The organism is Brachybacterium sp. J144 (assembly GCF_036321705.1).
Lineage (GTDB): Bacteria > Actinomycetota > Actinomycetes > Actinomycetales > Dermabacteraceae > Brachybacterium.
In genome coordinates, this window is record NZ_JAZDCG010000014.1 from 88,775 (window position 1) to 102,261 (window position 13,487).

Genomic DNA, 13,487 nt, shown 5'->3' on the forward strand with positions numbered 1-13,487 from the left:
CGAGCACCGATGCGAGGGCGCCTGGCGTCCGCCCAGGATAGGCAGGGGATCGGCGGTGCGTCAGCGGTCGCGCCACGGGTTGCCAGCGGGCCGCGGCGGTAGCTGGCGTCGTGCCGCGCGGTGGTTGGTGTCCGCCGACGGGACGTGAGCGGCACGAGACCGGTCATATGACAGGCCTCGTGCCGCTCACGTCCCTTTCGTGGACAGCGACCCCGCCCGGGCAGCCGGCCCCGAAGACGGTCCGCCCGGCCCGGCCCTACCCGAGCACGCTCTCGCCCAGGAACTCTCCCTCCGCGCACCCGGGCGGGAGCGCGAACACGGCCGAGCCGATCGGCGTCGTCCACTGGTTCAGCAGGTCCAGATCGGAGAGCCGCTGCTGGATCGGCACGAACTGGCCCAGCAGATCGGCCTGCACCGACACGAAGATCTGCCCCGACTCGGAGACCGCGTCGGACCTCTCCTCCGGCGGCAGGTCATAGTTGTACGGCCGACGGAAGATCTCCTGCTGCGCGCCCTCGTCGACGCCGCGGGCCCGCCGCATGTGCGAGAACTCGGGGATGATCGAGAAGCCGTTGTCGGAGACGGCGGTGAAGTCCGCGGCCGACGACTCCCCGCCGCCGCTGAGCGGTGAGCCGTCGTCCAGGCGCGTGCCCGTGGACTGCTCGCGCGCTCCCCGGTCGGCCTCGTCCCAGCCGTCGAGGTCCATGCGGATCCGGCGCAGCACCAGCGAGGTGCCGCCCGCGAACGGACCGTCGGGGATCCACACGGTCCGCGCGAAGCGATCACTGCCGGGAGGCGGGTTCGCCGTGCCGTCGAGCTGGCCGAACAGGTTCCGCTGCGTCGTGCCGGGGTGCTGGACCCCGGCGGCGCGGCGGAAACCCCGCTGGATCCAGCGCACGCGCGTGAAGGAACGGGCGTCCTTCAGCAGCATCCGGGCGGCATGGGAGACGGTGAGCGGGTCGTCGGCCGCGACCTGCAGCAGTAGGTCACCGTCGCAGAACCGCTCCTCGAGCCGGTCGATGGCGAAGGCAGGCAGCGGGGCGAGCCAGGCGGGGACGTCCCGCTCGGCGCGCCGCAGTAGCTCGGGACCGAAGCCGACGGTGACGGTCAGGCGTGCCGGCTCGGTCGCGAGCTCCGGCTCGGTGTCCGCGAGCGCCGCCCGCCCCTGGGTGAGGCGGGCTGCGTCGTCGGTGAGGAGCCGGAGCAGGCGCAGCACGCCGTCGCGGTCCACCTCCTCGCGCAGGTCCAGCGCGAGAAAGGTCGCCGAGGACTGCGGAGAGGTCTCGATCCCGGCCTGGTGCTCGCCGTGGAAGGGCACGGTCTCGCCGCCGTGGAGGGCGGGCTCGACGGCCGACGGGGCCGGGCCCGCGTCGGATCGTCCCAGCGCCCGATCCAGACCGATCGAGGCCACGCCGATGCCGAGCGCTCCGGCGCCCGCCGACCCGGCCAGCAGCAGTCGCCGACGGTCCGGGCGCGGCGCGGAGCCGGCCATCAGTGGCCGCCGCCGTCGGAGGCGTGCTCGCCCGAGGATCCCTCCGGTTCGTAGTGCTCCTGCGCGCCGGCGAAGTCCTTGACGGTCGCGGTGCACGGGACCGTGGCGCCGCCCTCGAGTTCGAGGACGATCTCGATGCTCTCGCCGGCGGCGAGCGGCGCGGGGAGGTCCATGAGCATGAGGTGGTTGCCGCCGGGTTCGAGCAGGAGCTCGCCGCCGACGGGGATCGCGAAGCCGCCCTCCTTCTCCTGCATGCTCATGCCGCCGGAGCCGTCGGAGATGGTCTCATGCAGCTCGACCATGCCCGCGGCCGGAGTGCTGGCCCCGATGAGCTGCACCGGCTGGTTCGAGGTGTTGCGGAGGGTGGCGAAGGCGGCGGTCATCGCGGACCCCGCGGCCTTCACCCAGGGGTCGGTGACGGTGAGCGGGGCGGGAGTGCCGGCGTTCGTGCCGGTGCCGCTGTCGGATGCGCCGTTCTCGGCGGACGCGCCGTTCCCGTCGGCGGCGGAGCTCCCGTCGGAGTCGGTGCCATTGTCCGCGCCGCTGGTGCACGCGGCGAGGGGGAGGGCGGCCAGGCCGAGGGCGCCCAGCAGGGCGGCGCGGCGGGAGACGGCGGGGGTGGTGAGGGTACGACTGGACGTCACGGGGGCGGGTTCGCCGTGACCCGACGGGTCGGAGGCGGGCAGGGCAGGGTGGGACAGGTGAGACATGGGGGTCCTCTCGGGGACGCTCCGGGCGCCGCCGACGACAGGGGGCGCGGAGCAGGGGGATCCCGTGACGCGCGGGCGTGCACGGGCGATGGTCCGGGAGCCGCGGGCCCCGCGATCAGGTCGCGGAGCTCAGGCGGCGAGGACCAGGGGAGGACCCCGACGGCGCAGCGGTGAGAGCACCGCCTGCTGCACGGCACGACGCGGCTCGGCATCGGCCGTGATCGGGCGCGGCGCGGGGAGCACGGGGAGCGGCGCGACGACCAGCAGGAACACCCGTCCGAGCGTCGCGAGCAGCTGGATGGCGGCGCCGAGGCAGCGGAAGAGCGTCTGCTCGCCGCGGTGCAGGAGCAGGGTGGTCGCGAGAGCGGCGATCACGTGTCCCAGCACCATCGGTGCGTCCAGGTGCGCGGTGTGGAGCGCGTGCTCGGCCGACGTCGCCAGGTGCGTGCCGGTGGCATGCTGCGCGTCGACCGTGCCGTGCAGCCCGACCGCATCGTGCAGGCCGCTTGCGCCGTGGCCGAGGTGGCTGCCGGGGGGATCCACGAGCTGGACCGTCGGGTCGCCGGGCGTGCCCGCGAGGAACAGCCCGTGGAAGAGCAGCTGACTGGAGAGCACGGCGAGACCCAGCCGGGGCAGCGAGAAGCGCGATCCGGCGAGGGCCACGCACACCGTGACGGACAGCCACCACGGCAGCGCCACGCCGATCCAGGCCGGGGTGTCCCCGCCGCCGAGGACATGACCGCCGAGCGCGACGGCGGTCGCGATGGTCGCGGCGACCGCCCCGCGCAGCAGGCGCAGCGGGGAGCGGGACTGGGGCACGCGGCCACTCTACGTCGGCGGCCGGTCGGCGGCCGCGTCGGCGGCTCGACCGTGGGCCCGGCCCGGACGTCGAGTCGTGGGCAGGAGGCTGACCGTCAAAGGGACGTGAGCGGCACGAGACCGGTTATATGCAGGTCTCGTGCCGCTCACGTCCCTTTCATGGACAGGGACCGCCGTCCCGCCCCGCCGCTCCCGTCGGCGTACCCTCGGCGCATGCAGCTGCGCTTCGCCGGTGAGGTGATCGAGTGGCGGGGCCCTGCCCCGTTCCTGTTCGTGCGCGTGCCCGACGAGGAGGCCGACGCGATCGGGGCCGTGTCCCGGCAGGTCACCTACGGCTGGGGCGCGATCCCCGCGACGGTGCGCCTCGGGGCGACCGAGTACACCACGTCGCTGTTCCCGCGCGAAGGCGGCTACCTGGTGCCGGTGAAGGTCGCGGTGCAGCGGGCGGAGCAGGTGGGGCTGGGCGACGAGGTCACGCTCGAGCTGTTGATCGACGGCGTCTGAGCCCCCGCGGGCGCGCGCGGACCGGCCCGAACCCCGACCCGCCTCGTCGGCCCGCTGCGCCGACCCCCTCGTCGACCCGCTCGTGCGCCGACCCGCCTCGTCGGCCGCTGAGCGCCTGGCAGACTTCCCCCATGGTCGAGCGCACCCCACCCCAGGGCCCCTCCCGTCTGCCCACGATGAAGGACATCGCGGAGCACGTGGGCGTGTCGCGGCAGCTGGTCTCGCTGGTGCTGCGCGGGGCCGACGGGCCCAGCACCGAGTCCCGGGAGAAGGTGCTCGCGGCCGCCGCGGAGCTCGGCTACCGCCCGAACGCCTCGGCCCGGCTGCTGCGGCAGGCGCGCACCCGCACGCTCGGCGTGGTCTTCAGCATGCGTAACGCCTTCCAGGTGCGGTACGTCGAGGAGCTGGTCGCGGCGGCCTCGGCGCGCGGCTACCGGGTCGCCCTCGGCACCGTCGACGCTGGCCGCGGGACCGACGAGGCGATCGGGGCCCTGCTCGAGGAGCGGGTCGAGGCGCTCGCCGTGTTCAACCCGGACCCTCGTGCGACCGCCCTGGCCGCGGCGAGCACCCTGCTGCCGGCGGTGCTACTCGGCGAGTGGACCCGCGACGACTCCCTCGACACCGTCCACGTCGACGAGCGGGGCGGGCTGCGCCAGGCGGTCGAGCACCTGGTCGGGCTGGGGCACCGCGAGATCGCGTACGTGGGCGGGCCGCTCGGCGGGCTGGTCGGCGCCGACCGCGCGGACGCCTACCGCGCCGCGATGACGCAGGCGGGGCTCGAGGGGGAGGTCGACGTGCTCGACGCGGGCTTCGGCGAGGAGGACGGCGCGTCGGCGGGGCGGACGCTGCTCGAGCGCGAGCAGCTGCCGACGGCGGTGGTCTGCGGGAGCGACCACGCGGCGGCCGGGCTGCTCGCCGTGCTGCAGCGGGCGAGGGTGCGGGTGCCCGCGGAGGTGTCGGTGATCGGCTTCGACGACAGCCACGTCGCGGCGCTCTCGTATCACGCGCTGACCAGCGTGCATCAGGACGTGGCGGCGACCGTCGAGGCGACGCTCTCGATCCTGCTCGAGCGGCTCGAGGGCACGTCCGACGGCGCGCGCGCTCGGCGGGTGGTGGCGACGCCGACGCGCCTGACGGTGCGCGGGTCGACAGGGACCGTGCGCGCCGGGCGCTGAACGGTGCGCGCCGGACGCTGAACCCTGCGCGCCGGCCCTGAGCGGCGCAGAGGCAGTCTCCCGGGACAGACCCTTCACCGCAGGTTTAGCACGTGCTAGGGTCTGGGGCACCGAACGTTAGCTCGTGCTAGGCGCGGTCCTCGTGACCAGCGGTCGTCGGCACGCGACCCCCTCCGGAGGCTTCTCGATGCTCACCACCCTGCCCGACACCCAGATCCATCTCCCGGGCGCCGGCGAGCCCTCGCTGCGCTGGGGCGTCGTCGGCCCCGGCTGGATCGCCGGCGAGTTCGTGCGCGCGGTCCACGCGCACAGCGCGCAGCGCGTCGTCGCCGTCGGCTCCCGCAGCCCCGAGCGGGCCCGCGCCTTCGCCGACGCCCACCGGCTCGACCGCGCCCACGGCAGCGTCGAGGCGCTCGTGACCGACCCGGGGATCGACGTCGTCTACATCGCGACGCCCCACAGCGAGCACGCCGCGATCGGTCTCGCCGCGATCGCCGCCGGCAAGCACGTGCTCATCGAGAAGCCGATCACCGTCACCACCGCCGAGGCGCGCGAGCTCTCCGCCGCCGCGCAGTCCGCCGGGGTGATCGTCATGGAGGCCATGTGGACCCGCTACCTCCCGCAGACTTCCGTGCTGCGCGCCCTGGTCACCGGCGGCGACCTCGGCGACGTGCGCAGCGCCTCCGCCGACCACGGCCAGCGCATCGTCCGCCCCGCCGACCACCGCATGTATGACCCGGCGCTCGGCGGCGGCGCGCTGCTCGACCTCGGCGTCTACCCCGCGCAGTTCCTGCAGATGGTGCTCGGCGCCCCGACCTCGATCGAGGCCCGCGGCACCGTCACCGGAACCGGCGTCGACGCGCACGCCGTCGTCGTCTCGACCCACGCGGGCGGCGCGGTCTCCACGCTCTACACCTCGATGCTCGAGCGCACCCCGACCACCGCCACCATCGCCGGAACCTCCGCGTTCGTGCAGGTCGAGGGCCTCTTCTACAACCCTACGAGCTTCACCGTGCACGGCGCCGCCCATGGCTCGCCGACCGTGCGCTGGCAGGACCCGACCATGCTGCGCGGCTTCGCGGCGCTCTCCTACGAGGCCACCGCCCTCGCGCGCTACGCCGGGGAGGGCCGCACCGAGTCGCCCGTGCACACCCACGCCGAGACCATCTCCGTCATGGAGATGCTCGAGGCCGCCCGCGTGCAGGTGCTCGCCGCCGGGGTGGCGGCGCCCGCGCAGGATCTCGCCGACGCCCCGCCCGCCCACGGCGAGACCCGTCCCGCCGCGACAGCCGCGACCGTCGGGAGCGCCCGATGACGGCCGCGGTGACGGCCGCGGGCCCGACGACGATCGAGACGCTGCAGGCGCAGGAAATGGAGCTGGTGCTGGACCGCTTCGAGCCGGCCGACGCCTGGGCGCTCGGCTCCGCCGCCGTGTGCATCGCGCAGGAGACGGGGCACGGGGTGCTGCTCGACATCCGTCGGCCGCAGCTCGTGCTCTTCCGTGCCGTGCTGCCCGGCGTCGGCCCCGACCAGGAGGTCTGGGCGGAGCGGAAGGCGCGGGTCGTGCTGCGGATGGAGTCCTCGAGCGCGCTCGTCGACGCGCGACTGTCGCAGGCCGGCGTGGACCCGCGGGCGATCGGCTGGTTGGATGAGTCCTACGCCGTGACCGGCGGGTCCTTCCCGATCCGCGTGCGCGGCGCCGGGGTGGTCGCCGCGATGACCGCCTCCGGTCTCACCTCGCAACAGGACCACGACCTCGTCGTCGCCGCCCTGCGCGCCCACCTCGGCGAAGGAGCCGCCCGATGACCGCCGACGCCCCCACCTCTTCGTCAACCGAGCTCGCCGAGCCCGCTGTGCCCGCGGCGACCGGGGAACCTGCCGCATCCGCGGAGCCCGCCGCCGAGGAGACCCTGTCGGGCCGCCGCCTCCTGCCCGGACAGCGCTGCCGGATCCGCATCTGGGATCGCGCGACCGGCGAGATCCGCACCGTCCACGAGACCACCGAGCGGCTGTACGAGGCGCCGAACTGGTCCGCCGACGGGCGGCTGCTCGTCAACGCCGACGGTCTGCTGTTCTGGCTGCCGGCCGACGGCTCCGGGGCGCCCGAGCTCCTCGAGGTCCCCGGCCTGCCGCCGGTCAACAACGACCACGTGCTCGCCCCCGACGGCTCCGCGATCTTTGCCTCCGCGAACGACTTCCACATCTGGGAAGTGCCGCTGACCAGCCCCGATGCCGCCGGGATCCCGCGCCGCATCACCCCCGACGACGGCGCCCTGCACTTCCTCCACGGCATCAGCCCCGACGGCACGACCCTCGCCTACGTGCACCTCGCCCCCGAGGGCGATGACTGGTGGGCGCGCGGCACGATCCACCTGATCGGCGTCGACGGCACCGGCGATCGTGCGGTCACCACCGATCCCGGTCCGGCCGACGGCAGCGAGTACACGCCCGACGGGGAGTGGATCCTCTTCAACACCGAGCAGTTCGCCGACCTGCCCGGCCACGCGCAGCTCGCCCGGGTGCGACCCGACGGCAGTGAGCTGGAGCAGCTGACCGTCGACGAGCGCGTGAACTGGTTCCCGCACATCGCCCCCACGGGCGACGTGGCGGTCTACCTCAGCTTCGAGCCGGGCACCACGGGGCATCCCGAGAACCGCGAGGTCGAGCTCCGGATGGTCGAGGTCGGCGCGTGGCAGGAGCCGCGGACCCTGGTGGCGCTGCACGGCGGCCAGGGCACCATCAACGTGCCCAGCTGGGCCCCCGACGGCTTCGGCTTCGCCTTCGTCGACTACCCGCTGGACTGAGAGCGGGGGGCTTGCCCGGTGCGGGGCCTCCCGCGCAAGCACCGCGCCCCCGCAGCCGCAACGCCGCCGCCCCACCTCCGGTTACCGCGGGGTAGTGGCGGCTGAGGGAGCATGGTGCGGCCAACATGCTCCCTGGAGCGCCGCTACTCGCCGGTAGCCCCGGGGGCAGGGCCGACCGGGTGACCGAACTCCTCGGCGTAGCGCTGCTGCAGCTCCCGCCAGCCGTGCTCGAGGGCGTCCATACCCACGATCCGCTCCTGCTCCTCGCCGCTGAGCAGCGCGTCGAGCACGCCCAGGCACACATGCCAACCGGCCGCGAAGTACTGGGCCTCCTCGACGTCGCCGAGGGTGACCTGCAGGTCGATCTGGCCGTCGTCGACCACCCAGCCGAGCGTCGCGTCGCCCCAGCGATGGGTGACGGCGTGATCGGCGGCGAGAGCGAGCACGTCGGCCGCGACCGGATCGTCCTCGGGGTTCTCACGCGCCAGGGCGGGGCCGATCGCGGTGAGCGCCCGGTCGGGGACCACGGGCGACCACTGCGCGAGGCGCTCCGGGTCGGTGACCGCCTCCCACAGCTGGGCGGCGGTGCCGGTGATGTCGACCTCCATCACCAGGCTGTCCTCCGTGATCTCGGCCCTCACCAGGAGGTTCGAGATCCGGGTGTCGATGTCCGGGGTGTCCTTCGCGGTCATGCGTCCTCCTTGCGGGTTCCGTGGCGCCGGGTCGCGTCGCACCGCCTCGATCCTCTCAGAGGACGGGTGCGGCGGCCATGGGCGGGGTGTCCGGCGCCCGCTCCGGCACCCGCTCCCGCGTTCCGACGGCCGCAGCGCGCGGGGCGTTCAGGTGCACCACCCCGGGGATGTCCCGGGCGCGGTCCTCGGCCATGGCGTGCACCCTCTCGACGATGAAGCGCACCGCCGGGTGCCGGGCGGCGGTGCGACGCACCTGCACGCTCATCCGCCGACGCAGGGCCAGGTCCTCGATCGGGACCGCGACCAGGTCCGCGCGGAGGTCCTGGGCGATCACCGAGGGCTGCACGGTCACGTAATCGCCGGTGGCCACGAAGCCGAGCACGGTCGAATAGTCCTGGGGGTTGATCTCCACGCAGGGCGTGAAGCCCGCGGCGAGGCAGGCGGAGCGGATCCGGCCGAACCAGGGGGCTCCGGGCGGGTCGTCCGTCGCCCAGGACTCGTGGGCGAGGTCCTTGAGCTGGATCGCGGCGCGCCCGGCGAGCGGATGCTCGGCGCCGACGATCGCCACGTACCCCTCCTCGAGGATGTCCTGCGCGTCCCAGTCCTCGACGCGGGGGGAGTCGCTGGTCTCGCCGACGGCGACGTCCATGCCGTCCTCGAGCAGGTCGTCGATCGAGCAGCTGCGCAGCACCAGGTCGAGGCCGAGATCCGGGAAGCGACGGCGCACGTCCCGCGCCAGCTCGGGGATCCAGGTGGAGGCGACCGAGGCGGCATAGCCCAGGCGCACCGACCCGGAGCGACCCGAGCGCAGGTCCAGCACGGCGCGGTCGAGAGCGGCGAGGGCGTCGAGCACGGGCCCGGCCTGCTCGGCGAGCAGCCGCCCGTGCGCGGTCACCTCGATGCCGCGGCCCGAGCGCTCCACGAGCTCCAGCCCGGTCTCGCGGCGCAGGCTGGTGAGGTGCTGGCTCACGGCCGACGGGGTGTAGCCGAGCGCCTCGGCACTGGCGCGGATGCTGCCGGTCTCGACGACGGAGCGCAGCACGCGGAGCTTCACGGGATCGAGCATGCGGCGACCCTACCGCCGTTTAGCGTCACTGAACAGAGGGTCGGGAATCATCGCTTGTGCTGACGGGTTGGGGCGCGAAGGATCGAGTCATGACCGCCGCACTCCTGGGCCTCGCCCTCCTCGTCCTCATCCCGCTCGTCACCATCGCCCTCGGCGCCGCCACCCGACTGCTCGCCGCCTGGATCGTCACCCCGCGCGAGGAGCACGCCGCGCTCCGACCGGGGGATCGGCTGCTGCGCGGCAACGCCCTCGTCGTGCGGGAGCTGCAGCCCGACGGCACGCATCCGACCGCCCGGCTCGCTACCTTCGTCGAGCCGCCCGAGCCCTCGCCCGCGCATCATCCGCGGCTCGACCTCGTGGCAGACCACCCGGTCCTCGCCGGCCACGGCCTCCGCTGACCCCCGGTCGGCCCCAGCCCAGCCCAGCCTCCTGGCCCGCGCGGAGCCCAGGCGTGGCCCCGGCCCCGCGACCTACGGCGCCTGAGGGAGCATGTTCCCCCTGAACCGCTCCCCCCGGGGCCTCTCCCCGCTTGTTCCCACGGGAGGGGCAGGGTAGGTGGGCGCGGGACGAGCGGGGCGGGCGTGGGCGGACTGGCCAGTGGCGGGACGAGCGGGCGAGGGCGCGGGCGGGCTGGCCAGGGGTAGGCGGGCCCGCGACCGGCCCCCGGTCAGCCCTCGCGCTGCGCGAAGCGGGGTGCGGGCAGCGGGGGCGCGGTCTTGGCGGGGGTCTCGGCCAGCAGCGCGAGCGCCTCGGTGACCCCGCGGGCCAGCTGCGGGTCCTCGCCGGCGGCCCAGGCGTTCGGCGGCAGCGGCACCTCGATGTCGGGGTCCACGCCGTAGTTCTCGATCTCCCAGTCCTGGCCCTCGAACCAGCTCGCGTACTTCGGCTGGGTCACGCCGGTGCCGTCGACCAGGTCGTAGCGGCCGTCGATGCCGATCACGCCGCCCCAGGTGCGGGTGCCGATCACGGGCCCGATCCGCATCGCCTGCGCGACGGCGTTGACGATGTCGCCGTCGGACCCCGCCTCCTGGTTCGTCACCAGCACCACCGCGCCCCGCGGCGCGAACTGCGGGTACGTGCCGGGGGACTCGTGGCGCGGGTAATCCCAGGACAGCACCCGACGGGCGAGCCGGTCCGTGACCAGCTGGCTGGTGTGGCCGCCGCTGTTGTAGCGGACGTCGACGACGAGCCCCTCCTTGGTGGTCGCCTCGCGCAGGTCGCGGTGCATCTGCGCCCAGCCGGAAGAGACCATGTCCGGGATGTGCAGGTAGCCGAGGCGGCCCTCGGACAGCTCGGCGACGAGGGCGCGGCGGGACGCGACCCAGTCCTGATAGCGCAGCTCGGAATCGTCGCCGAGGGGCGTGACGGCCACGCGCCGCTCGACCCCGTCGCGCAGCAGCACCAGCTCGGTGGCCTTCCCCGCGGTGCCGATCAGCAGCGGGGCGACGCCCTCGGCGCCCACCTCCCGGCCGCCGATCCGCACGATCGCATCGCCCTCGCGCGCGCCGACGCCGGGGGCCAGCAGCGGCGAGCGGGCGTCGGGATCCGAGGAGTCGCCCGGCAGGATCCGGGCGATGGTCCAGCCCTCGTCGCGGCGCACGAAGTCCGCCCCGAGATAGGCGGGGAGCATCGGCGGGGACGCCTGGTGGACGCGGCCCTGCACGTAGGCGTGCGAGGTGCCGAGCTCGCCGACGACCTCCCACATCAGGTCCTGGAAGTCGTCGTCGGTGACGACCCGCTCGATCACGGGGTCGTACCACGAGGTCATGGCGTGCCAGTCCTGGCCGTCCATGTCCGCCCGCCAGTACTGCTGGGCCATGATCCGGTAGTTGTCCCACAGCATGCCGCGGCGCTCGAGCACCGGGTCGACCGTGAGCTGCAGGCGCGAGAGGTCGATGACGACGCGATCGGGGGAGTCCTCGTCCGCCTTGCGGGTCGCGGGGATCTGCACCCGGTTCTCACCCTGCAGCACGACGAGGGTCTCCCCGTCGCCGGAGGCGGCGAGATCGCTGACCCCCTCGGCGAGCACGGTCAGCTTGCGGTCCGCGAGGGACCAGAACTCGAGGGTCGGCGCCGGGTCCTCGCCCTCCACGCCGGCCCGAGAGGAGCCGAGCACGCCCTGCTGCGGGTGGCGCAGCCAGACGAAGCCGCCCTTGACGGCGGTGAGGTGCGAGTACGAGCCCGAGAGCACCGGGAAGGGCACGATCCGTGCCTCGATCGCCTCGAGGTCGACGACGGTCGCGGGCGGCGCATCGGCGTCCTCGGTGCCCGCGGGGCTGGTCGCCGTCGCGGGCCGCTGCGAGGGGTCGGTCGTCTCGGCCGACGCGGCCCCCGTCGGCGTCGCGCCGGCCGCCGACGTGACCGCCGGCGCGGCGCCCGTGCCGTCCTTCGGGTCCCTGCCGTCCTTCTCGTCGGCGCTGCCGCCCCAGCCGTCCGGGTGCGGGCCGAAGGGGTCGGGGGTGGTCGACTCGAGCGGGATCAGGAAGGGGCGCTCGGCGTTGACGAAGCCGAGGTCGAAGACCATGTCGTCGTACACCGTCTCGAAGGTGCGCAGCGACAGGAGGGCCAGGTGCTTGCCGTCGGCGCTGAAGGCCGGCTCGGAGTCCTGGTACTTCCCGGAGGTGAGGGCCCGGCCGGTGGGCTCGTGGTCCGCGGTGTCCGAGATCATCAGGCGCCCCAGCAGCCACGAGTTCGGCTCGGCCCACACCAGCCAGCGGCTGTCCGGGGACCAGGTCAGATGCTGCACCTCGCCGCCGGTGGAGCGGCCCACCTCGCGCACGTGCTCGAGGCGCGGGGCAGAGGGGACCGCTTCGGTCGAGCCGCCGTCGGCCGTGCCGGTCTTGCCGTGCCCCGTCCCTGCCGTGTTTGCCGGGTCCGCGACCCCGCGCAGGGTCACCAGGCGCACCACGTTGTCGTGGCTGGAGATCGCGACCTTCGAACCGTCGGGGGAGGGGATCGCGTGCAGGATGCGTCCGACCTCGCCGAGGTCGAGGCGGATCGGCTCGCCGCCGCCGTCGAGGCGCCGGAGCGCGAGGACGTCCGAGCCCACCCCGCCGTTCTCCCGGTCGGCGAGGGCTTCGGAGTCGGAGACCATCAGCGCGAAGGGGCTGCGGCCCAGCGGCCGCACCTCCCGGTAGCGGAGTCCGCACGACCCGGCGAGCAGGCGCGAGGGGCCGCCGCGGTGGGTGAGCGCTTGCGCGCTGCCGCGCCATTCGACGACGCTCGAGCGGGCATCGTGCACGGGACGCAGGGCCAGCAGGTTCCGGCTGGTCGGCGCGGGGCGCGGCCGACGGGCGGAGCCGACCCCGCTCGCGATCACCTCCACCTCGCGCGGCTCCGCGTCGAGGGAGTCCATCGCGAAGAGCCGGCCGCGGGAGGTGAAGACGATCGTGGTGCCGTCGGTGGCGGGCTCCCGCAGGTAGCCGTCGGCCGAGGTCAGCGCGGTGTGGCGACGCAGATCAGAGCCGTCCTGTGCGACCGACCAGAGGTTGGCGCTGGCCCGGTCGGTGCGCCCCGCGCCCTCGCCGGGGGTGTCGGAGGCGAAGATCAGGCGGTCGCCGTGCCAGGCGATCCGCAGCTTCGAGGCGAGGAGCTCGTCGAGCAGCGGCTCCCAGGGGCGGGCGGCGTGCGCGGCGGGCTCGGCGTCGAGCGGCACCTCCTGGCGGGAGATCCACAGCTTCACGGCGGTGCCGCCCTGGTAGTGCTTCCAGGAGGCCTGGTCGCGGCGCCACGGGGTCGCGACCACGGTCGTTCCAGAGGGGTGGATCGCGGCCTCGGCGGAGCGTCCGAGCGGCAGCAGCTCGGCGCGGCCCTCGAGGTCCGCGGCCCACAGCTGCATGTCGCGGGCGAGCGGAGCCTCATGGCTGCTCGCGGCGAGGACGCGCCCGTCGGGCAGCCAGCCGGCGACCTTCGTGGACGGCTTGCCCCAGGTGGTCAGGCGGCGCGGCGCGGTCGACCCGTCGGCCGCGGTGACCCAGACCTCCGGGCCGCCCGAGGCGCGGGAGATGTAGGCGACGTGCGCGCCGTCCGGGGAGAAGCGCGGGTAGGCGACGGGCGCACCCTCGTCGGTGAGGCGCCAGGCGCGGCCGCCGGCGAGCGGGACGGTCCAGACGTCGTTCGCGGCGGTGAAGACGATGGCGTCCCCGTGGACGTCGGGGTGACGGAGATAGGCGGCGTGCGCAGGAGTCTCGGGCATGGAGACCACTCTAGGGTGATCGCCGGCACA

12 protein-coding genes are annotated in these 13,487 nt (G+C 74.5%); 6 read left to right on the forward strand and 6 right to left on the reverse strand.

All coding sequences use genetic code 11. The features are described 5' to 3' along the window. Positions 1–256: 256 nt before the first annotated feature. The 3 genes from V1260_RS06535 to V1260_RS06545 form a co-directional block, all read right to left on the reverse strand. Positions 257–1,492 (reverse strand): Dyp-type peroxidase, encoded by a 1,236-nt coding sequence (locus tag V1260_RS06535; RefSeq protein WP_329745998.1) that lies wholly within the window; start codon positions 1,490–1,492, stop codon positions 257–259. After that, positions 1,492–2,202: a copper chaperone PCu(A)C gene (locus V1260_RS06540; protein WP_329745999.1), complete on the reverse strand. Its 711-nt coding sequence runs from the start codon at positions 2,200–2,202 to the stop codon at positions 1,492–1,494. Before V1260_RS06540 ends, V1260_RS06535 begins: the two co-directional genes overlap by 1 nt. 129 nt (positions 2,203–2,331) lie before the next feature. Then, entirely contained in the window at positions 2,332–3,021 is a 690-nt protein-coding gene (locus V1260_RS06545) for a hypothetical protein (protein WP_329746000.1), read from the reverse strand. Positions 3,022–3,234: 213 nt separating this feature from the next. Here V1260_RS06545 and V1260_RS06550 point away from each other — a divergent pair, with 213 nt between their 5' ends. The 5 genes from V1260_RS06550 (at position 3,235) to V1260_RS06570 (ending at position 7,504) form a co-directional block, all read left to right on the forward strand. Next, complete coding sequence (locus V1260_RS06550; protein WP_329746001.1) at positions 3,235–3,525, forward strand: DUF1905 domain-containing protein; 291 nt, start codon at positions 3,235–3,237, stop codon at positions 3,523–3,525. A 131-nt stretch (positions 3,526–3,656) separates the two neighbouring features. Continuing rightward, a complete protein-coding gene (locus tag V1260_RS06555; protein WP_329746002.1) occupies positions 3,657–4,700 on the forward strand; it encodes a LacI family DNA-binding transcriptional regulator in 1,044 nt (347 codons plus the stop codon). Positions 4,701–4,887: 187 nt separating this feature from the next. Next, entirely contained in the window at positions 4,888–6,015 is a 1,128-nt protein-coding gene (locus V1260_RS06560) for a Gfo/Idh/MocA family protein (protein ID WP_329746003.1), read from the forward strand. Then, a complete protein-coding gene (locus V1260_RS06565) occupies positions 6,012–6,506 on the forward strand; it encodes a heme-degrading domain-containing protein (protein WP_329746004.1) in 495 nt (164 codons plus the stop codon). Before V1260_RS06560 ends, V1260_RS06565 begins: the two co-directional genes overlap by 4 nt. Further along, complete coding sequence (locus tag V1260_RS06570; protein WP_329746005.1) at positions 6,503–7,504, forward strand: hypothetical protein; 1,002 nt, start codon at positions 6,503–6,505, stop codon at positions 7,502–7,504. Before V1260_RS06565 ends, V1260_RS06570 begins: the two co-directional genes overlap by 4 nt. Positions 7,505–7,647: 143 nt before the next feature. On the opposite strand, the gene V1260_RS06575 is transcribed toward V1260_RS06570, so the two are convergent. Together V1260_RS06575 and V1260_RS06580 are read right to left on the reverse strand one after the other, a co-directional pair. Next, the gene (locus V1260_RS06575) at positions 7,648–8,196 is read right to left on the reverse strand and encodes a hypothetical protein (RefSeq protein ID WP_329746006.1); all 549 of its coding nucleotides are present in this window, start codon (positions 8,194–8,196) and stop codon (positions 7,648–7,650) included. A gap of 55 nt (positions 8,197–8,251) precedes the next feature. Next, the gene (locus tag V1260_RS06580) at positions 8,252–9,262 is read right to left on the reverse strand and encodes a LysR family transcriptional regulator (protein WP_329746007.1); all 1,011 of its coding nucleotides are present in this window, start codon (positions 9,260–9,262) and stop codon (positions 8,252–8,254) included. Positions 9,263–9,351: 89 nt separating this feature from the next. Here V1260_RS06580 and V1260_RS06585 point away from each other — a divergent pair, with 89 nt between their 5' ends. Continuing rightward, positions 9,352–9,660, forward strand: a complete 309-nt coding sequence (locus V1260_RS06585) for a hypothetical protein (RefSeq protein WP_329746008.1) — start codon at positions 9,352–9,354, stop codon at positions 9,658–9,660. Positions 9,661–9,929: 269 nt separating this feature from the next. Here V1260_RS06585 and V1260_RS06590 read toward each other — a convergent pair whose 3' ends face one another. After that, the gene (locus V1260_RS06590; RefSeq protein WP_329746009.1) at positions 9,930–13,457 is read right to left on the reverse strand and encodes a S41 family peptidase; all 3,528 of its coding nucleotides are present in this window, start codon (positions 13,455–13,457) and stop codon (positions 9,930–9,932) included. Positions 13,458–13,487: the final 30 nt, after the last annotated feature.

Excerpts from the sequence above, each read along its gene's own strand:
- V1260_RS06590 (WP_329746009.1), bottom strand. The coding sequence starts at position 13,457 with ATGCCCGAGACTCCTGCGCACGCCGCCTATCTCCGTCACCCCGACGTC.
- V1260_RS06560 (WP_329746003.1), top strand. The coding sequence starts at position 4,888 with ATGCTCACCACCCTGCCCGACACCCAGATCCATCTCCCGGGCGCCGGC.
- V1260_RS06575 (WP_329746006.1), bottom strand. The coding sequence starts at position 8,196 with ATGACCGCGAAGGACACCCCGGACATCGACACCCGGATCTCGAACCTC.
- V1260_RS06570 (WP_329746005.1), top strand. The coding sequence starts at position 6,503 with ATGACCGCCGACGCCCCCACCTCTTCGTCAACCGAGCTCGCCGAGCCC.
- V1260_RS06540 (WP_329745999.1), bottom strand. The coding sequence starts at position 2,202 with ATGTCTCACCTGTCCCACCCTGCCCTGCCCGCCTCCGACCCGTCGGGT.
- V1260_RS06565 (WP_329746004.1), top strand. The coding sequence starts at position 6,012 with ATGACGGCCGCGGTGACGGCCGCGGGCCCGACGACGATCGAGACGCTG.
- V1260_RS06535 (WP_329745998.1), bottom strand. The coding sequence starts at position 1,492 with ATGGCCGGCTCCGCGCCGCGCCCGGACCGTCGGCGACTGCTGCTGGCC.
- V1260_RS06585 (WP_329746008.1), top strand. The coding sequence starts at position 9,352 with ATGACCGCCGCACTCCTGGGCCTCGCCCTCCTCGTCCTCATCCCGCTC.
- V1260_RS06550 (WP_329746001.1), top strand. The coding sequence starts at position 3,235 with ATGCAGCTGCGCTTCGCCGGTGAGGTGATCGAGTGGCGGGGCCCTGCC.
- V1260_RS06555 (WP_329746002.1), top strand. The coding sequence starts at position 3,657 with ATGGTCGAGCGCACCCCACCCCAGGGCCCCTCCCGTCTGCCCACGATG.
- V1260_RS06580 (WP_329746007.1), bottom strand. The coding sequence starts at position 9,262 with ATGCTCGATCCCGTGAAGCTCCGCGTGCTGCGCTCCGTCGTCGAGACC.